The organism is Clostridium sardiniense (assembly GCF_050584765.1).
Classification (GTDB): Bacteria; Bacillota; Clostridia; order Clostridiales; family Clostridiaceae; genus Clostridium; species Clostridium sardiniense_A.
The window spans coordinates 1,430,369-1,450,223 of record NZ_JBNOOR010000001.1 but is presented as its reverse complement, the minus strand read 5'-3'; the positions used below and the strand labels follow the sequence as shown (position 1 = coordinate 1,450,223).

15 protein-coding genes and 1 tRNA gene are annotated in these 19,855 nt (G+C 29.0%); 14 read left to right on the top strand and 2 right to left on the bottom strand.

Annotation, left to right across the window (positions count from 1 at the left end; translation table 11 throughout):
* The first annotated feature begins 43 nt into the window (after positions 1-43).
* The 12 genes from pheS (at position 44) to ACQPUW_RS07100 (ending at position 16,791) form a co-directional block, all read left to right on the top strand.
* Positions 44-1,063, top strand: a complete 1,020-nt coding sequence (gene pheS, locus ACQPUW_RS07155; RefSeq protein WP_430836774.1) for a phenylalanine--tRNA ligase subunit alpha — start codon at positions 44-46, stop codon at positions 1,061-1,063.
* Positions 1,064-1,095: 32 nt separating this feature from the next.
* Entirely contained in the window at positions 1,096-3,477 is a 2,382-nt protein-coding gene (gene pheT, locus ACQPUW_RS07150) for a phenylalanine--tRNA ligase subunit beta (RefSeq protein ID WP_430836773.1), read from the top strand.
* Positions 3,478-3,668: 191 nt separating this feature from the next.
* The gene (zapA, locus tag ACQPUW_RS07145) at positions 3,669-4,946 is read left to right on the top strand and encodes a cell division protein ZapA (protein WP_430836772.1); all 1,278 of its coding nucleotides are present in this window, start codon (positions 3,669-3,671) and stop codon (positions 4,944-4,946) included.
* A gap of 115 nt (positions 4,947-5,061) precedes the next feature.
* Entirely contained in the window at positions 5,062-7,404 is a 2,343-nt protein-coding gene (locus ACQPUW_RS07140) for a DUF3656 domain-containing U32 family peptidase (protein WP_430836771.1), read from the top strand.
* Positions 7,405-7,407: 3 nt separating this feature from the next.
* Entirely contained in the window at positions 7,408-9,768 is a 2,361-nt protein-coding gene (locus ACQPUW_RS07135; protein WP_430836770.1) for an endonuclease MutS2, read from the top strand.
* A gap of 263 nt (positions 9,769-10,031) precedes the next feature.
* Positions 10,032-10,982 carry a carbohydrate kinase family protein gene (locus ACQPUW_RS07130; RefSeq protein ID WP_430836769.1) on the top strand — a complete coding sequence of 317 codons (951 nt, stop codon included), beginning with the start codon at positions 10,032-10,034 and terminating at the stop codon, positions 10,980-10,982.
* A gap of 74 nt (positions 10,983-11,056) precedes the next feature.
* Complete coding sequence (locus ACQPUW_RS07125) at positions 11,057-11,494, top strand: DUF523 domain-containing protein (protein WP_430836768.1); 438 nt, start codon at positions 11,057-11,059, stop codon at positions 11,492-11,494.
* 303 nt (positions 11,495-11,797) lie between these two features.
* Complete coding sequence (locus ACQPUW_RS07120) at positions 11,798-12,403, top strand: 50S ribosomal protein L25 (protein ID WP_430836767.1); 606 nt, start codon at positions 11,798-11,800, stop codon at positions 12,401-12,403.
* Between the two features lie 150 nt (positions 12,404-12,553).
* Complete coding sequence (locus ACQPUW_RS07115) at positions 12,554-14,281, top strand: phospho-sugar mutase (protein ID WP_430836766.1); 1,728 nt, start codon at positions 12,554-12,556, stop codon at positions 14,279-14,281.
* A 59-nt stretch (positions 14,282-14,340) separates the two neighbouring features.
* A complete protein-coding gene (locus ACQPUW_RS07110; protein WP_430836765.1) occupies positions 14,341-15,441 on the top strand; it encodes a tetratricopeptide repeat protein in 1,101 nt (366 codons plus the stop codon).
* Between the two features lie 54 nt (positions 15,442-15,495).
* Positions 15,496-16,041, top strand: coding sequence for a nitroreductase family protein (locus ACQPUW_RS07105; protein ID WP_430836764.1), 546 nt, complete (start codon positions 15,496-15,498; stop codon positions 16,039-16,041).
* Positions 16,042-16,146: 105 nt separating this feature from the next.
* Positions 16,147-16,791, top strand: a complete 645-nt coding sequence (locus ACQPUW_RS07100) for a cyclodeaminase/cyclohydrolase family protein (protein WP_430836763.1) — start codon at positions 16,147-16,149, stop codon at positions 16,789-16,791.
* A gap of 13 nt (positions 16,792-16,804) precedes the next feature.
* Here ACQPUW_RS07100 and pdaA read toward each other — a convergent pair whose 3' ends face one another.
* Positions 16,805-17,614, bottom strand: a complete 810-nt coding sequence (pdaA, locus tag ACQPUW_RS07095) for a delta-lactam-biosynthetic de-N-acetylase (RefSeq protein WP_430836762.1) — start codon at positions 17,612-17,614, stop codon at positions 16,805-16,807.
* A 165-nt stretch (positions 17,615-17,779) separates the two neighbouring features.
* Here pdaA and ychF point away from each other — a divergent pair, with 165 nt between their 5' ends.
* Entirely contained in the window at positions 17,780-18,877 is a 1,098-nt protein-coding gene (ychF, locus tag ACQPUW_RS07090; RefSeq protein WP_430836761.1) for a redox-regulated ATPase YchF, read from the top strand.
* A 270-nt stretch (positions 18,878-19,147) separates the two neighbouring features.
* Here the strand turns inward: ychF and ACQPUW_RS07085 are convergent.
* Positions 19,148-19,244: transfer RNA gene (locus ACQPUW_RS07085), tRNA-Sec, on the bottom strand.
* A gap of 179 nt (positions 19,245-19,423) precedes the next feature.
* On the opposite strand from ACQPUW_RS07085, the gene mraZ reads away from it, so the two are divergent.
* Positions 19,424-19,852, top strand: a complete 429-nt coding sequence (mraZ, locus tag ACQPUW_RS07080; protein ID WP_430836760.1) for a division/cell wall cluster transcriptional repressor MraZ — start codon at positions 19,424-19,426, stop codon at positions 19,850-19,852.
* Positions 19,853-19,855: the final 3 nt, after the last annotated feature.

Below are 19,855 nucleotides of genomic sequence, written 5' to 3'. Positions count from 1 at the left end.
ATGCAAAATTAATTTGGAATTGTTAAGAAAGGAGAATTTGAATATGCAAGAACAATTAAAAAATATTCAAGAAGTGGCATTAAAAGAAATAACAAATGCTAAGACTTCTTCAGAAATTGAAGAAATAAGAGTAAAGTACCTTGGTAAAAAAGGAGAACTTACAACTATACTTAGAGGTATGAAAGATGTATCAAAAGAAGAAAGACCTTTAGTAGGTAAGATGGTTAATGAAGTAAAGGCTGCTTTAGAAGGTGAAGTAGAAAATATTTCCAAGGAAATAAAAAACAAAGAAAAGAATGAAAAGTTAGCTAATGAGGTAATAGACATTTCTCTTCCAGGAAAGAAGAATAGATTAGGAAAGAGACATCCACTAGACCTAACTCTTGAAAGTATGAAAGATATATTTGTTTCAATGGGATTCACTATTGAAGAAGGTCCAGAGATAGAACTTGATAAATATAACTTTGAAGCTTTAAATATACCAAAGGATCATCCAGCTAGAAGTGAACAAGATACATTCTACATAAATAATAATCTTGTTTTAAGAACTCAAACTTCTCCAGTTCAAGTTAGAACTATGGAAAATCAAAACCCACCAATTAAGATGATATCACCAGGAAAAGTTTATAGATCAGATGATGTTGACGCAACACACTCACCTATATTCTATCAAATGGAAGGATTGGTAATTGATAAAGGAGTTACATTTGCAGATCTTAAGGGAACATTAGAGCTATTTGCAAAGAAGATGTTTGGAAATAAGGTTAAGACTAAATTTAGACCTCATCATTTCCCATTCACAGAACCTTCAGCAGAGATGGATGCAACATGTTTTGTTTGCGGAGGTAAGGGATGCAAAGTATGTAAGGGAAGCGGATGGATTGAAATATTAGGTTGCGGTATGGTTCATCCACAAGTACTTAGAAATTGCAATATAGATCCAGAAGAATATTCAGGATTTGCATTTGGATTCGGTGTTGATAGAATGGTTATGCTTAAGTATGGTATAGATGATATAAGATTATTATACGAAAGTGATATGAGATTTTTAGATCAATTCTAAAATATTTTAGCTTAAAAACAGGAGGTAAGAAAATGAAAGTACCATATAGTTGGTTAAATGATTATGTTGATATAAATGTAAATGCTACAGAACTTGGAGATTTATTAACTCTTACAGGATCAGCATTAGAAGGAATAATAGTTCAAGGAGATCTTATAAATAGAGTTGTTACTTGTAAGTTCAAGTCTATTGAAAAGCACCCAGATGCAGAAAAGTTAAATGTATGTCTTGTGGACATTGGAGAAGATGAAGATATTCAAATAGTAACAGCTGCAACAAATATGAAGGTTGGAGATGTTGTACCAGTTGCGCTTCATAAGTCAACACTAGCAGATGGGACAGAAATTAAAAAGGGAAAACTTAGAGGGATAGTGTCTAATGGTATGTTCTGTTCAGAAGCTGAACTTGGACTTAAGGGAGAAGATGAAGTAGATGGACTTATGATTCTTCCAGAAGATGCTCCTTTAGGCGTTGAGATTAAAGAATATTTAGGACTTAAGAAAGAAACTTTAGATTTTGATATTACATCAAATAGACCAGATTGCTTAAGTATGGTTGGAATGGCAAGAGAGACTGCTGCAACTCTTAGAACAACATATAAGATGCCAAATATGGAGTATAAAACTACTTCAAATATAAATATAAATGATGAATTAACAGTTGAAGTTAAGGATTCTTTATGTAGAAGATATATGGCAAGAGGCGTTAAAAATGTAAAGATAGGACCATCACCTAAGTGGATGCAAGATAGACTTTTAGAAGCAGGTGTTAGACCTATAAATAATATAGTTGATATAACTAATTTTGTAATGCTTGAAATAGGAGAGCCTATGCATGCATTTGATAAAAGAGAGATTAAAACAAATACTATAGTAGTTGAAAAAGCTTTAAATGGAGAACAGTTTATAACATTAGATGATTCAGAAAGAGAATTAGATGATACAGTTTTATGTATTAAAGATGGTGAGAGACCTGTAGCTCTTGCTGGAATAATGGGAGGACAAAATTCAGAAGTTAAAGAAGATACAACTGAAATAATATTTGAGTGTGCAAATTTTGAAGGAACTAATATAAGAGTAAATTCTAAAAAGCTTGGAATCAGAACTGAAAGTTCTTCAAGATTTGAAAAAGATATTGATCCAAATTTAGCAGAACTTGCTTTAAATAGAGCTTGTTCACTTGTTTGTGAATTAGGTTGTGGAGATGTTATGGAAGGAACAATTGATGTATATAATGAAGTTAAAGAAATTTCAAGTATATCAGTTGATTCAAATTGGATTAATAAATTCCTAGGAACAAGTATTTCAAAAGAAGAAATGAAGAGATGCTTAGATTCAGTAGATTTAAATACTGAAATAAATGGAGATAATTTAGATATAACTATCCCAACATTTAGAATAGATATTGCAATCAAAGAAGATATAGCTGAAGAAGTTGCAAGAATATATGGATATAACAATATTGAAGGAACTATATTTAAGGTTCAAACCGAGAGAGAGCCAAAGTATAGAAAAGAAATATTAGATGATAAAGTTGTTGAAATAATGACAGCAAGTGGATTAAATCAATCTATTAGTTATTCATTTATATCACCAAAGGCTTTCGATAAGATAGCTTTACCAGAAGATAGTGAGTTAAGACGTGTAGTTACTATAAAGAATCCTTTAGGAGAAGATTATAGTGTAATGAGAACAACTACTCTAGCTTCAATGATGGAATCACTTGCAAGAAACTATTCAAGAAATAATAGTGAAGCGTATCTTTTTGAAATAGGTAAAGTTTATATTCCTTCAGAAGATCCTACAGAGCTTCCAACAGAAAAGAATATACTAACTGTTGGTATTTATGGTGATGTTGATTATCTAAATCTAAAGGGAATAGTTGAAAATTTAATTGATGGGTTAGGAGTTAAAGGAGTTAAGTTCTTAAGAGAATCTGAAAATCCAAGCTTCCATCCAGGAAAAACTGCAAAACTTATTGTTGGAAGAAAGACAGAAGCTGGAGTATTTGGAGAAATACATCCAGATCTTAATGAAAACTTTGGAATAGAAGTTCCATGTTTTGTAGCGGAAATAAACTTAGACGCTATATATGATAATGCTGAACTTGAAAGAAAGTATAAAGTATTACCTAAATTCCCAGCAGTTACAAGAGATATTGCTCTTTTAGTTGAAGAAGAAATACTAGTTCAAGATATTGAAGATACAATAAGAAAAGCTGGAGGAAATATTGTTGAAAAAGTAGAGCTTTTCGATATATATAGAGGCGAGCAAGTAGAAGAAGGCAAAAAAAGTATTGCTTATGCTATAGTTTATAGAAATGAATCAAAGACTTTAACTGATAAAGAAGTAAATAAAGTTCATGATAAAATATTAAGAGCTCTTGAACATAAACTAGGAGCTATATTAAGATAGAAAAATGTCTTAATATAATTAATAAAATGACGAAATTTAAAAGGGTTAATCATATTTTGTGATTAACCCTTTTTATATCATAAAAATTATTAAAAATTAATTACCTTTTTACTTTACATAATTGTACAATCCTTAAATATCCAATATAATTAGTATAAGAGGAATTATTATATTTTAAGAGGTGGAGTAGTATGATAAGAATTACAGTTAACATAAATGGTGTAGATTATAACCTAAAGGGAAAAGAGAGTGAAGATTATTTAAGAGATATTGCTTCATATGTAGATGAGAGAATAAAAGAGATATTAGGCAAAAATCCTATGCTTAGTATATCACAAGCATCAGTACTTGCAGCTGTAAACATTACAGATGAATTATATAAGTCAGATAGTGAAATTAAGAATTTAGTAAGTATAAAAAATAATATAGAAAATGAAAAAGGGACTCTTTTTAAAACTATTGAAGAGCTAAAGAGTAATATAACAAGATTAAAAGAAGAAAACATTAATCTTAAAGAGAGTAAAGACAATGCAATAAATGGATTAAAGGATGATCGGGAAGCATTATTAAAAGAACTTAATGAGATTAAAGAAGAGAGAAATAGATTAAAGGCTAATATTTCTGATTTCTTAAATAATATAAAGAGTAAAGAAGTTGAAATATCAAAATTAAAAGAAGAGAATAATAAAATTAAAAATGATAATGTATCTTTAATAAATAAAAATAATGAGATAAACAATAAGTTAAAAAGTACATTAACTGAAAAAGAAAATAGTGAAAAAGTTTTAAATAAAAAAATAAATAAACTAGAAACTGAGAATATAAGCAGTAAGAAAGAAATTGATAGTAGTTTATTTAAAAATAAAGTTTTATTAAAAGAAGTTGAAGATGTAAAACGAGAGAGAGAAGGCATTCTTAAGGATCTTGAAAGAATAAAGACTAATAGAGATTCTCTTCAAGTAGAGATGGATATGCTTAGAAGTAAAATAAAAGAACTTAAAGATGAAATTAAGAATAATGAGTACACTATAAATGAATATGAGATTAAGTATGATGATGCTAAAAATAATTTAGATGAAAGAAGTGCTAATTTAAATAAACTTCAATCAGAATATGAAGAACTTAAGCATCGAATAAAAGAAGAGAAAAGTAAGAATGAAAAGAATATAGAGAACTTTGAAAATTTAAAGGAAGAAAAAGATTTAGAAATAAATTCTCTTCAAGAAGAAATAGATTTATTAAAAGAAGAAGTTAAAGATAAAAAAGAAATATTAGATGAATTAAAGGAAAAAACAGTTAAGTTTGAAAATGATAGAAAGACATTAATCGAGGCTGGTAAAGCTACAAGAATAGAGCTTCAAAGTAGTAAGTATAAAGTTCTTGATTTAGAAAAGAAGTTATTAGATGCTCAAATTGAACTTACTAAGGCTAAAGCAGAGAGTCAACCAGTGTTACTAAAGAGAAGGTAAAGTTTTTGTACTGAGTAGTTTTACATTTACTCAGTACTTTATTTTTGCTAAGTAATAGGTTAAACTAAAGTGATATAGAAAAGAACAAATGGTTAAGTTTATAGGAGAGATGTAAATGGAAAAAATAGAGGTTCTAGCACCTGCTGGAAGTATGGAAAGTCTTTATGCTGCAATTAATAATGGTGCAGATGCCATATATTTAGGTGGAGATAAGTTTTCGGCAAGAGCTTATGCTTCAAATTTTGATAATGAAAATATGAAAAAAGCAATAGATTATGCACATAGCTATGGTGTAAAAGTTTATGTGACAATGAATACTTTATTAAAGGAAGAAGAGCTTCCTAAAGCATTAAAGTATGCGGGATATCTTTATGAAATAGGAGTGGATGCTCTTATAATTCAAGATTTAGGATTATTTAAAGTAATTAAAGAAAAGTATAATGACTTTGAACTTCATGCTTCAACACAAATGACTATTCATAATGGTGAAGGAGCTATGTATTTTAAAGAAAAAGGCTTTCATAGAATAGTCTTATCAAGAGAATTAACTTTTGAGGAAATAAAGCATATATCAACTGATTTAAAAATTGAAACAGAAATGTTTGTACATGGAGCACTTTGTGTATGTTATTCAGGACAATGTTTGATGAGTTCAATGATTGGAGGCAGAAGCGGTAATAGAGGAAGATGTGCACAGCCTTGTAGAATGGAATACACATTAAAATCACAAAAAGGTGGAGAGAAGAGAGGATATCTTTTATCACCAAAGGATATTTGTACTATAGAAGATGTAAAAAGTATAATAGATAGTGGGACATATTCATTAAAAATAGAGGGAAGAATGAAGAGACCTGAATATGTAGCAGGTGTAGTTAGAAATTATAGAAAAGCCGTAGATAAAGAAATATATAATTATGAGTTTGATGTTAAAAAAGGTAAGGGAGAATTACTTCAATTATTTAATAGAGAAGGTTTCTCAAAAGCATATTTAAATAAAAACGTTGGAAGAGATATGATGAGTTATAATTTCCCTAAGAATACAGGTGTATTACTTGGAAGAGTATTAGAAAATGGGGAAGTACTATTAGAAGAGAAGATTGGTTTAGGTGATGGAGTCAGAGTTAAAGATGGAGGATTCACCGCTAGTAAAATTATAAAAAATAAAAATGAGGTAAAAGAGGCAGCTAAGGGAGATAAGGTTAAATTATTCCCAATTGGATATAAAAAAGGAGATTATCTTTATAAAATGTCTGATAAAAAGCTAACCGCAGAACTTAGTGAAGGAATAAAACCTTATGGAAGAAAAATTGAATTAAAAGGATATCTTCATTTTAAAATTAATGAAGAAGTTAAGCTTGGAACTTTATTTGGAGATGACTATTATGAGGTCTCAGGTAGTGTTGTAGAAGAAGCATCAAATAAACCTTTAGATAAAGAGAGAATAGAAAAGGCTTTATTTAAGTCAGGCGAATATCCATATAGATTTAATAAAATAGAGTATTCATCATTTGAAGATGGATTTATGAGAATTGGTGAGTTAAATGAACTTAGAAGAGAGCTATTTGAGCAAATAATAAAAAAAGAATGTTCAAAGTATAGAAGAAGAAGATACGGAAATGAAAAAGAATTTATATCAAATGATAGAAATAGCCAAAATATAGATATATTACCGAAAGTAATATTAAAAGATCAATTTGAAGAATTGAAAAATGATTTTGAATATATTGTAGTGGATATATTTAATAGACATAAAGATGGAATAAGAGTTAATGATCTTAAGGAATATAGCAAAGGATGTAATTTAATACTTAGATTGCCTAATATAATAAAAGGTGAATTTAAAGCAATCATTAAAGTTATAGAAGAGTGTAAACCATATATAAAGGGACTGCTTACATCTAATGTTGGAATAATAAATAAATATAAAAATGAGTTATTTATTATTGGTGATTATAAATTAAATATATTTAATAAAGATACCTTAGAATTCTATAAGGAGGATATGGATATATTAACTATTAGTGAAGAACTTAATAGAAAAGAGATGAAAGCTTCATTAAAAGGATTTAAAGGAAATGTTGCTAAGATGATATATGGTAAAACAGAGCTTATGGTTAGTGAATATTGTCCAATAGGAAGTACATTCGGAACTAAAGATAGCAATAAAGAATGTAATAGAGCTTGTGAAAAAGACACATTTACTTTAATAGATAGGGTAAACGAAAAATTTAATGTCATGACTGATATATTTTGTAGAAGCCATATATTAAATTCACTTTCAATAAACCTAATAGAAGAAATCGATGATTTAAAGGATATGGGAATCAAATGCTTAAGGCTTGATTTTACTGATGAAAGTAGAGAAGAAGTAAGAAGAGTTATAAATGAACTTAATGGAAAAAGTTTAATAGATAATAAAAATTATACAAAAGGCCATTATAGAAGAGGTGTAGAATAAAAAATGAATGAAAGAACATTTAGAGTTTTAGAATTTCAAAAAGTAAAAGAAAATTTAAAAAGATATTCAAAAACACAAGGTGGAAAGAAGCTTATAGATAAATTAACACCATATGAAACAAGATATGAAGTAGAAATTGCACTGAAAGAAACAAAAGAAGCCTTAGATATGTTGGTTACAAAAGGGGCACCTCCATTTGAAGGATTGTATGATGTAAGTGAAGGCATTGAAAGAGCTAGTAAAGGTGGAGTTTTATCTTGCCAGCAGCTTTTAAATATAGGAAATATGCTAAGATGCTCAAGAAGATTTAAAAAGTATACAGAAAGAGATGAAGCTGAAGTAGCTTTTGAAAGAATAGAAGATCTAGCATATATTTTAGAACCTTTAAAAGGATTAGAGGAAGAAATAGAAAGAGCTATTGTATCAGAAGAAGAGATAAGTGATAGAGCATCATCTACCCTTAGAAGTATAAGAAGGAATTTAAAAGAAAAGAATTCCTCAGTAAGAGAAAAAATAAATAGTATAGTTAGAAGCTATTCAAAATATCTTCAAGAAAATTTATATACAATGAGAGGGGAGAGATATGTACTCCCTGTTAAAGTTGAATATAAAGGGCAAGTTCCTGGTATAGTTCATGATCAGAGTTCAACGGGAGCAACATTATTTATAGAACCCATGGGGTTAGTTAATTTAAATAATGAAATTAAAGAACTTATGCTAAAAGAGAAAGCAGAGATTGAAAGGATATTAACAGATCTTTCAAATAAAGTTTCAAATAATGTTGATGTATGTAAAAGTAATAATAAAATATTAGGTGAACTTGACTTTATATTTGCAAAGGGAGCTTATGCATCAAGTATAGATGGAACTTATCCAACTGTAAGTGAAGATGGAAGCTTTGATATGATATCAGCAAGACACCCTTTAATAGACCCTAAAAACGTAATATCTTCAGATGTATATTTAGGAGAAGAGTATAATGTAATAATGATTACAGGACCTAATACTGGTGGTAAAACAGTTACATTAAAGACAATTGGACTTATACATTTAATGGGTATGTGTGGGCTTTTAATACCAGCAAAAGAAGGATCTAAAATAGCATTTTATAATGAAATATTTGCAGACATTGGAGATGAACAAAGTATAGAACAATCACTTTCAACATTCTCATCCCATATGACAAATATTGTTGATATAATGAGTAAAGCAACTAAAGAATCATTAGTACTATTTGATGAGCTTGGAGCAGGTACTGATCCTACAGAAGGGGCGGCACTAGCAGCAGCTATAATTGAAAACTTAAAAGCAAGAGGAAGTAAGGTAGTAGCTACAACACACTATAGTGAGCTCAAGGGATATGCACTTAGAACTCCAGATGTTGAAAATGCTTCTGTTGAATTTGATGTAAAAACTTTAAGACCTACATATAGACTTTTAATTGGAGTTCCAGGTAAATCAAATGCCTTTGAAATATCTAGAAGATTAGGACTTAGTGAAAGTGTAATAAAAGAGGCTAAAGATTTTATAGCTGAAGATAATCTTCAATTTGAAGATCTTATAAGAGAACTTCAAGAAAAGAGTATTATAGCAAAAAGAGATGCAAGGGAAGCTATATTAGCTAAGGAAGACGCATTAAAGCTTAAAAGAAAATATGAAGAGAAGCTTGAAAAGTTAGATAAAACAAGAGATAAAGCATATATGGATGCTAGAAAAGAAGCTAAGGATATAATATCTAATGCTAAGGATGAAGCAGATGAAATTTTAAAGGCTATGAGAGAACTAGAAAAAATGGGTATCTCAGGTGGCGGAAGAAATAGACTTGAGGAAGAGAGAAGAAAGCTTAAAGAAAGTTTAGAAGATAAAGAAAAATCACTTTACTCTCAAAAAGAACAAAAAGGCGAAAGTATAGAAGAGATTAAATTAGGAATGGAAGCATATCTTCCATCACTAAATCAAAATGTTATAGTAATATCACTTCCTGATAGTAAAGGGGAAGTGTTAGTTGAAGCTGGAATAATGAAAATAAGTGTTAAGGCTAAAGATTTAAGAGCCTTAGATAAGCCAGTTAAAAAGGCAAAGGAAAAGAAAAAGAGAGAAGTTAAATTAAATTTAAGTAATATAGAAAGCAGAGTTGATTTAAGAGGAATGGATTCTGAAGAGGCTTGCTTTAGAGCTGATAAGTATTTAGATGATGCTTACATGGCAAACTTAGGTGAAGTAACAATTGTTCATGGTAAAGGAACAGGAGTACTTAGAAAAGCTATAAATGATATGCTTAAAAGACATCCTCATGTAAAGAGCTATAGATTAGGAGTTTATGGTGAAGGTGGCGATGGTGTTACAATTGTTATCTTAAAGTAAAATAAATTCACAAAAAATTAATATACAATTAACAAGTTTAAAAAGAGATAGTTTACTTTGGAAATAAATAAACTATCTCTTTAAGGTTAATTAACCGAATTAAAAGGGAAATATTAAATAAAGGACATAATACGACAATTTACAAACCTTTACATTAACTATTTTAAAAAATTAAAGAAATATTCTTTATTTTTTTCTTTTTGTAACTTATAATAATTGTATGTTTTTTTATAATAATGGGAAATAGAAACAGGAGAGATAATATGACACAAAAAGATTCATACATACTAGTTATAGGGGCATCAATTGTTGATATACTAGGTTTTACTAGAAACACATATAAAGGTAAAGATTCAAATCCGGGAAATATTAAAATTTCACTTGGAGGAGTTTGTAGAAATATTTCTGAAAATCTTGCAAGAGTTGGAGTAAATACTAAATTTATATCAATCATAGGAGATGATGAAAATGGTAGAAATATCTTATCACATTCAAAGATGGTTGGATATGACATGGAGGAATCATTAATTCTTGAAGGCGGATGCACTCCAACGTATATGGCAATTTTAGATCACACAGGAGATATGGTATCAGCAGTTGTAGATATGGAAAGCTTAGATGAGATGGATACTGATTTTATTGATTCAAAGAAAGAAGCAATTTCTAATGCTGAATATACAATTCTTGATGCTGATGATGCAGAGATGCTTGAATATATACTTACTACATATAAGGGAAAAACAAAGTTCGTTTTAGATCCAGTATCAGCAGCCAAAGCAGAAAAAATTAAACATTTAATTAAATACTTCCATACTATAAAACCAAATAGATATGAAGCAGAAATCCTTTGTGGTTTTCCGATAAATACTAAAGAGGATTTAGATAAGGCAGGAGATTACTTCTTATCTCAAGGGGTAGAGAATGTATTTATTAGTTTAGATGCCGATGGTATATACTATATGAATAATAAAGAAACAGGAAAAATTAAAGCTAAAAATGTAACTGTTAAAAATACTACAGGAGCAGGAGATTCATTTGTTGCAGGTGTAGGATATGGATATATGAAGAATTTATCATTAAAAGATACAGTAAAATATGCAATTGCAATGTCAACTATAACTATTTCTCATGAGGATACTATAAATCCTAAGATGAGCGATGAATATGTAGAATTATATTTAAATAAGATCGAATGGGAAGAAGATACATATTAATTAATATATTTACGGCTAAGGGCTAGAGAGTCTTTAGCCTTTTTCTATAAATAAAGGATAAGGAGGAGTTACTTATGATGGTGATTAGTGCATGCCTTTGTGGATGTAATTGTAAATATAGTGGAGGTAATAATGAAAATGAACAATGCGTTAAATTATTTAAAGAAGGAAAAGCAGTTTTAATTTGTCCAGAACAATTGGGGGGGATGACTACACCAAGATTACCAGCAGAAATTTCAAAAAGAGATAAAAAAATATTTGTAATTAATAAAGCTGGTGAAGACGTCACTGAATTTTTTGAAAAAGGTGCAGAAGAATCATTAAAGATTGCAAAGCTAGTGAATGCAAAGATTGCGATTTTAAAAGAAGGGAGTCCCTCTTGCGGAAGTAATTATATTTATGATGGTAAATTTTCTAAAAACAAGATAAAAGGAGAAGGACTTACTGCAAAATTATTTAGAAAAAATGGGATAAAAGTATTCTCAGAAGATAATATTCAAGATATTTTATGATAATACTATCATTTGATAGACTTGTTTAACTATGTTAAAGTTATTAACGCAATAAATATAAATTATCACTAGTATATAAATATAAAGTTTAGTACAATACTAAATCAAAGTTTGAGATATTTTTCTTCATGGCGTGATAATAATTATTATAGAAAAGATTTATAATAAAAAAGTAAGGATAAGAGGTATAATTATATCTCTTATTTTTGTTTGATAAGATTAATTTTTAAAAATGATGAATAAAATTCCATACTTTTAGGAATAATTAAAAAAGAACTTGCAATGAAAGTAGGAGGAATTGTTATGGGCGAATTAACAATAAAAGAAAGAAATAAAGTTAGTAATAGTGGAAGAAAATCTAGAGCTAAGGGGTTAGTACCTGGAGTTATATATGGAAAAGGAATGAGCAATTTAATGTTTGAAGTTGGGTGCTTAGAACTTGGAAAAGAAATTTCAAACTCAGGAGAACACGGGATTTTAAATGTTAATTTTAATGGAGAAACTAAAAGTGCATTAATTAAAGAAGTGCAAAGAGAACCAATTAATCATAACGTTATACATTTAGATTTAGAACTTTTAGATGGAAATGCACAAATAGAAACGGATATTCCTATACAATATGTAGGGGAAGGTTTCTTAACCCAAAAAGGTGCGGTACTACAAAAAGAAAAGGATTTAGTTAAAATTTCTTGTGAATCAAATAAGTTACCTAAATCTATAAAGTTTGATGTGTCTAAAGGGGTAGATGGGGCAGTGTATAAATTAGCTGATTTAGAATTTGGAGAAGAGATAACAGTATTAGACAGTTTAGATACTGTTATTGCAGCTGTAGCAAACGAAAGAAAGTTAACTTCAGATTTAATGGCAGAAGAAAAATCAGAAGTAATAAATGATAAAGTTCATAAATAATATAATTTAAAAAATAAGAGAGGTTCTTTGAGTTTGTCGAAACCTCTCTTATTATTTTAGCATAATTTGTAATAAAAAGGGATTTAGAATTGTTTGAATTTTTTTCCTTATGATGTATAATATATCTGTAAGAATAAAGGAGGTTCACAGATGAATTATAGAGAAAAATATGATAGATGGTTGACATCTGAGATAATAAATGAGGAAACAAAGGAAGAATTAAGAAATATTAAAGATGATAAGGAAATTGAAGATAGATTCTATAAAGATTTGGAATTTGGAACAGGTGGTTTAAGAGGAGTTATAGGTGCTGGAAGCAATAGAATGAATATATATACTGTTTCTAAAGCAACTCAAGGTTTTGCTAACTATTTAAACGATTCATTTGAGAAACCATCAGTTGCAATAGCATATGATTCAAGAAATATGTCAAAGGAATTTGCAAAGGCAACGGCTTTAACTCTTGCTGCTAATAATATAAAAGTCTATTTATTTGAAGGTTTAAGACCAACTCCGATGTTATCATTTACAGTTAGACATTTAAATTGTACAGGCGGTGTTGTTATTACAGCTTCACATAACCCAAAAGAATATAATGGTTATAAAGTTTATGATGAATTTGGAGGTCAAGTAACAGACCTTAAAGCTGAAAAGATTATAAATTGTGCAAATGATATTAAAGATTTCTCAGAAATAAAAATGATAAATGAAGAAAAAGCTTTAGAAGAAGGCTTATTAAATTATATTGGAGAAGAAGTAGACAAGGTCTATATTGAAAAAGTAAAAGACCTTACAATTAGAAAAGAATTAGTAAAAGAAAAAGCGAAAGATTTAAAAATAATATATACACCAATTCATGGATCAGGAAATATGCCAGTTAGAAGGGTTTTAGAAGAGCTTGGATATGAAAATTTATCAGTAGTAAAAGAACAAGAGCTTCCAGATGGAAACTTCCCAACAGCACCATATCCAAATCCAGAAGATCCTAAAGTATTTGAAATTGCTTTAGAAAGAGCTAAGAATGAAAATCCGGATATTATTTTTGGTACAGATCCAGATTGTGATAGAATTGGAGTAGTTGTTAAAGATTCAGATGGAGAATATAAAGTACTAACTGGAAATCAAACAGGACTACTATTAACAGATTATATATTAAGTTCATTAAAAGAAACTGGAAAGCTACATGAAAATGGAGCTGTAATTAAAACAATCGTTACTACAGAAGGTGCAAGAGAAATAGCAAATCACTACAATGTAGAAATACTAGATGTTTTAACTGGGTTTAAATATATAGGAGAAAAAATTAGAGAATTCAAGGAAAGTGGAAGCAATACTTATCTTTTCGGATTTGAAGAAAGTTATGGTTACCTAGCAGGAGATTTTGTGCGTGACAAAGATGCTGTTATAGCAGGTATGTTAATATCAGAAATGACTCTTTATTACAAAGAAAAGGGGTTAAGTTTAGCTGAAGGGTTAAATGAATTATATAAGAAATTTGGATTCTTTAAAGAAGAGCTAGTTTCTATAGAACTAAAGGGAAAAGAAGGACAAGAAAAAATAGCTTCATGTATTGAATCATTAAGAAATACTGAAATAACTGAAATTGCTGGAACTAAAGTAAAGATTAAATTAGACTACAAATTAAGTGTTGAAGAAAATTTAATTGAAAATACTAAAACTAACATTGAATTACCTAAGTCAAATGTGTTAAAATTTATACTTGAAAATGGTTCATCTTTTGTTGTAAGACCATCAGGTACTGAACCTAAGATGAAAGTATATCTTGCTGTTAAAGGAAGTAGTTTAGATGGAGCACAAGAAGATATGGTAAGATTTAAAGAAAATGTAATGAGCTTAATCGAAAGCAAGTTAAGTTAATTTATTATGCTACCATCTTTAAAGATGGTAGCAATATTTTTTATAGGCGGTGAAATTATATGGATTATAAAGCATTATTTAAAGAAAAGCTTAGTAAGCTTTTGTTTTTAGAAATTGACCAAGAGGGATTTAAAAAATCAATAAACATACCTGAGTATATTTCTTTTAAAAATAAAGAATTATTTATACCAATAAGTTCAGAATACATAACAAGCAATATACAGGATAAAATAAAAATAGAAAATCTTCCAATATATTATTTTATAGAAGGTATGCTTTTGACATTAGGAGCAGATAAAGATATAAGCTATAGTGAAGATTATAAGCTGTTATTAATGCAAATTCCTGAAAGTGAAGAGTGTGGAAAGAGCTTAGTTGCTAAAAGAGTTCAAGAGGATCGTTTAGAAGATGCCTATCTTATATTAAAAGGACTTCTTCAAGTTGATGAAAATGAAGAGTATATGAAAAAGTTACTTTTAATTGGAGTAAGCATTAGAGAAAAAGATAGTGGATTTGAAGAAGTCTTATTAGAAGATATTGACGAAGCGAAAAAGCTATTTAATAAAATGAAAGAGCCATATCTTTATAAAGGAATAATTTTAAAAGATAAAACAGACTATCAAGGAGCAAAAGTTGAAATTAATGAGTATTTAAGAAGAGGTGGAGACCAAACTCCAGAGATTGAAATGCTTATGAATGATATAGAAAATGTAACAACTTATGAAAAGGCTGTTAAACTTATGGAAGAAGAACCGGAAAAGGCAATTGGATTATTCCTATCATTATTAGATAAATTCCAAGAAAATCCTTTAATATACTATTACCTAGGTGTAAGCTATAGGAAGGTAGGACAGTTTGAAAAGGCTGTTTATTATTTACTTGAAAGTTTAAGAATAGAGAGCGGCATACTTGAAGTTGTTAATGAATTAGGGCTAAATTATGCATGCTTAGGAAATTATGATGAAGCTATAAAATATTTTAAAAAGGCATTTGAAGCTTCTAGAGAAGTTGAAATTTGTACAAATATAATAATGTGTTATTTAAATTCTGGAAATTTAGAAGATGCAAAATTACACTTAAGAATTGCAAAAGAATTAAATAAAGATGATGAAATTGTACAAAAGATTGAAAAGCTAATAAACAAAAAAGAAAATAAATAATTATTTTTTATGATGGAATACTAATCATATAATTTATGATTAGGAGTGAATTATATGGAATTTTTTGATGTAATAAAAAAAAGACAAAGTATTACTAAATACAAAGGTGATGAAGTTTGCAAAGGTAGTTTAGATAATATGATTAATTCAGCAATGAGATCTCCATCTTGGAAGAATAGAACATCTTTTAAAATTATAATTATAGATGATTCTAAAACAAAAGAAAGAATAAGTGAGTGTGTTCTCAATAAAGACACTAAAGCTGAGGATGCTTTAAAGGAAGCACCTATGGCAGTTGTTGTAATATCTCAGCCAGAGAAGTCAGGGCAGGTAGAAGGTAAAGAGTTTTATATAGCAGATGGAGCTATAGCTATGGAACATTTTATTCTTGCAGCTACTGCTGAAGGCTATGGAACTATGTGGATTGGTGCTTTAAAAGAAGATAAAGTTAAAAATTTATTAGGTATATCTAATGATTATAGAATAATTGGTGTTTCTCCAGTTGGAGTTGCAGCTGAAGTTAAAAGTCATAATGCAGAAAAAAATATAAGAGAATATGTATTTAAAAATAAATTTAATACACCATATACAACTAATTAGTAAGATAAAAGACTCATAATCTGAGTCTTTTAATTTTAAATTATAATAGAACTGTTATAATAAGGTGGATATAATTTAGTATTATTATCTAGGAGTGATTAATAGATGTTATTTAAAGATTATAAAATAGAAGAATTTTTAGAAGATTTATCTTCAAATTCACCATCACCAGGCGGAGGAAGCACAGCAGCACTTGTAGCAGGGCTTTCAGGGTGCCTGAATAATATGGTATATTCTTTAACTATAAATAAGAAAGCCTTTAATACTTTAAGTGAAGAAAATAAGTGCAAAATGGTATCTCTTGAAAAAGAATGTAAAGAATTTATTGCAAATTGCATTGAATTTATGGAAGAAGATAGAACTTGTTTTAATAAGCTTATGGATTGTTATAAGCTACCTAAAGACACTGAAATAGAGCAAATACATAGAAAAAAAGAATTAAAAAGTAAAACATATGATGCTATGCTTTCTCCATTAAAAGTTTGCAGAGAGTGTGTTAAGTTTTATAATAATATAGAATTTGCAACAGAATATGGAAACAAGATGCTTGTATCTGATGCTGGAGTGGCTGCAAGTTTATTACATGCAGCAGTTGAAAGTTCAGTTATAAATGTAAAAGTAAATTTAAATTCTTTAAGAGGTGAAGAATTCTTTAATGAAGTAGAAAGTGAAATGAATTCTTTACTTAATGAATCTAGGGCTAAAAAAGAAAATATACTTAATATAGTAAATGAACATATATATAAATAAAAAAAGGTGCAAGTTAACTTGCACCTTTTATTACCATTTCATTTGGAAGTTCGTCTAAAGTTTTGAATTCATAACCTTCTTCTTTTAAAGAAATAAGAAGTTCTTTTAATATTTTTGTATTTGTATCAGATACTGCATGAAGTAGCATAATACATCCAGGATGTACTCCATTTTTAATTTTATCTATTGCATAACTAGGTGATGGTTGATTGTCAACTAACCAATCTTTGTATGCAAAGCTCCAAAAAATAGTTTTATATCCTAAGTCCTTAGTTTTTTCTAAAGAAGCTTTTGAGTATTTACCCATAGGTGGTCTAAAGTATTTTGGCATATCTTTTCCAGTTAAATTTTTGTATGCATCTTCAACCTCTTTAAACTCATTATTAAATTTTTCTGTGTTTTGAATAGATGCCATTGATGGATGATGTGAAGTATGATTGCATACAAGATGACCCTCTGCTTCCATTCTTTTAACAGTTTCAGCTTGAGACGTTATATAAGGTTTAACAACAAAAAAAGCAGCTTTTACATTTACTTCTTTTAAAATATCTAAAATTGCTTCTGTGTTTCCTTTTTCATAACCCTCATCAAAAGTTAAATATAATTCTTTCTTTGAAGTATCTCCTAGGTAGAAAGAGTAACTATCTTTTAAAAATGAAGCTGATTCCTTAGGTGCTTCTGGAGTTACATCTTTACCTCTAGCAACAAAGTACCAATTAAGTTCTGTATTATCGCTAATATTTTCAGCAAATACTTTAAGACCTAAAACGCTTAAAACTATAAAAGAAGAAAGCATTATTATTTTAAATAGATTTTTTTTCATAATAAAACCTCCTATCAGAACCTTCAATATTATTATTAGAAGAATATCTAAAAATAAACATGGTAATATTTAAAGGAAATTTTCTTGTCTTTTAATAAGTTGAAAATTAGCAATATGTAGAGTATAATCTATTGGTATAGTTTAAATGAGAAAGGAATGTACATAATGAAGTTAGGAATCGTAGGTTTACCAAACGTAGGCAAGAGTACTTTATTTAATGCAATAACAAAGGCAGGAGCGGAATCAGCAAACTACCCATTCTGTACTATAGAACCAAATGTTGGAGTGGTTAATGTACCTGATAAAAGATTAGATGTATTAGAAAAAATGTATAATACTAAGAAAAAAGTATATACTTCAATAGAATTTTATGATATAGCTGGATTAGTTAAAGGAGCTTCAAAAGGAGAAGGTTTAGGAAATAAATTCTTATCACACATAAGAGAAGTTTCATCAATAGTTCATGTTGTAAGATGTTTTGATGATGGAAATGTAGTTCACGTTGAAGGTTCTGTTGATCCGATAAGAGATATAGAAACAATAAATTTAGAACTTATATTCTCAGATTTAGAAGTTTTAGAAAGAAGAATGGAAAGATCAGTTAAGCTTGCAAGATCAGGTGATAAAAATGCAAAAGCTGAATATGAATTAATGGAAAAAATTAAGGCTCACTTAGAAAATAATTTACCTGTAAGAACTTTAGAAGTTACTGAAGATGAAGAAACTTTCATAAAGAGTCTATTCTTAATTACTTCAAAACCAGTATTATATGCATGTAATGTTTCAGAGGATGATGTTGTAAGTGGTAATCAACATAATGAATATGTTAAAAAAGTAGAAGAGTACGCTAAGAGCGAAAATTCAGGGATTGTTATAGTAAGTGCTAAGATAGAAGAAGAACTTTCAGGACTTGAAGATGAAGAAAAAGAAGAAATGCTTGGAGAATACGGTTTAACAGAATCAGGGTTAGATCAACTTATAAGAGAGGGATACAAATTATTAGGTCTTATTAGTTACTTAACAGCTGGTGTTCAAGAAGTAAGAGCATGGACTATAAAGCAAGGAACAAAGGCTCCTCAAGCTGCTGGAAAGATTCACTCAGATATAGAAAGAGGATTCATAAGAGCAGAAGTTGTTGGATATAATGATTTAGTAGAATGTGGTTCAGAAGCAGCTGCTAAAGAAAAAGGTCTTTATAGATTAGAAGGTAAAGAATACGTTATGAAAGACGGAGATGTAGTAAACTTTAGATTCAACGTTTAATACATTTAAAAAGTGGAGAGAAATCTCCACTTTTTTTTATTTTGAAAATATAGTGATTTAATCTAAATAAAATTTAAATCACACTTTAATTTTTAATTTTGAAATTTCTTAATTAAATTATTATAAATAGAATAGAAAAATTATGTATAATTAGATTAATATTGGACTTCCTTTAATAATAGCCTTGTAAAGTTTTGGGTGAAATATTAGGTGTATGCGAGATGAAATTAAAAAAACGATGTGAAATTTACTATACACATCGCTTTGTCCTGGCGGGAATATGTAGGAATCGAACCTACCAATGGTGGTATTAGCACCATAACACGGTTTTGAAGACCGGTAAGAACACCAGAACTTATCTATTCCCATAACTTAAAATATTTTACATAACTATAAAGGAAAAGTCAAATAAAAGTAAAAAAGTTAACAAAAAAAGAAGGGAATTTATAATTATTATAGAATAGTATAAAATAAGTGGTTAAAAGTGGTGAATAGTGGTTGAAAGTAGAGTGAAATAACTGTAAAGTATAATAGGGGAGATTAATTATGTTTATAGGCGAATATCATCATAGTCTTGACAGCAAAAACAGAATGATTGTTCCATCAAAACTTAGAGAAGGGTTAAATGGAAAATTCGTAATAACAAAGGGCCTTGATGGTTGTTTATATGCATACCCTATGGAAGAATGGGAAGTTTTAGAGAAAAAAATGAAATCACTACCACTTACGAATAAAGATGCAAGAGCATTTGTTAGATTTTTCTTTTCTGGTGCTTGTGAAGTAGAACTAGACAAGCAAGGGAGAGGATTGATTCCACAGAATTTAAAAGAATATGCTGGAATAGAAAAGGAAATAGTAAGTATAGGAGTATTAAGTAGAGTAGAAATTTGGAGTAGGGAAAAATGGCAAGAATACAATAATTCTGATGTTGACTTTGAATCTATTGCAGAAAAGATGAGCGACTTAGGGATTTGATGA

Excerpts from the sequence above, each read along its gene's own strand:
- pheS (WP_430836774.1), top strand. The coding sequence starts at position 44 with ATGCAAGAACAATTAAAAAATATTCAAGAAGTGGCATTAAAAGAAATA.
- pheT (WP_430836773.1), top strand. The coding sequence starts at position 1,096 with ATGAAAGTACCATATAGTTGGTTAAATGATTATGTTGATATAAATGTA.
- zapA (WP_430836772.1), top strand. The coding sequence starts at position 3,669 with ATGATAAGAATTACAGTTAACATAAATGGTGTAGATTATAACCTAAAG.
- ACQPUW_RS07140 (WP_430836771.1), top strand. The coding sequence starts at position 5,062 with ATGGAAAAAATAGAGGTTCTAGCACCTGCTGGAAGTATGGAAAGTCTT.
- ACQPUW_RS07135 (WP_430836770.1), top strand. The coding sequence starts at position 7,408 with ATGAATGAAAGAACATTTAGAGTTTTAGAATTTCAAAAAGTAAAAGAA.
- ACQPUW_RS07130 (WP_430836769.1), top strand. The coding sequence starts at position 10,032 with ATGACACAAAAAGATTCATACATACTAGTTATAGGGGCATCAATTGTT.
- ACQPUW_RS07125 (WP_430836768.1), top strand. The coding sequence starts at position 11,057 with ATGATGGTGATTAGTGCATGCCTTTGTGGATGTAATTGTAAATATAGT.
- ACQPUW_RS07120 (WP_430836767.1), top strand. The coding sequence starts at position 11,798 with ATGGGCGAATTAACAATAAAAGAAAGAAATAAAGTTAGTAATAGTGGA.
- ACQPUW_RS07115 (WP_430836766.1), top strand. The coding sequence starts at position 12,554 with ATGAATTATAGAGAAAAATATGATAGATGGTTGACATCTGAGATAATA.
- ACQPUW_RS07110 (WP_430836765.1), top strand. The coding sequence starts at position 14,341 with ATGGATTATAAAGCATTATTTAAAGAAAAGCTTAGTAAGCTTTTGTTT.
- ACQPUW_RS07105 (WP_430836764.1), top strand. The coding sequence starts at position 15,496 with ATGGAATTTTTTGATGTAATAAAAAAAAGACAAAGTATTACTAAATAC.
- ACQPUW_RS07100 (WP_430836763.1), top strand. The coding sequence starts at position 16,147 with ATGTTATTTAAAGATTATAAAATAGAAGAATTTTTAGAAGATTTATCT.
- pdaA (WP_430836762.1), bottom strand. The coding sequence starts at position 17,614 with ATGAAAAAAAATCTATTTAAAATAATAATGCTTTCTTCTTTTATAGTT.
- ychF (WP_430836761.1), top strand. The coding sequence starts at position 17,780 with ATGAAGTTAGGAATCGTAGGTTTACCAAACGTAGGCAAGAGTACTTTA.
- mraZ (WP_430836760.1), top strand. The coding sequence starts at position 19,424 with ATGTTTATAGGCGAATATCATCATAGTCTTGACAGCAAAAACAGAATG.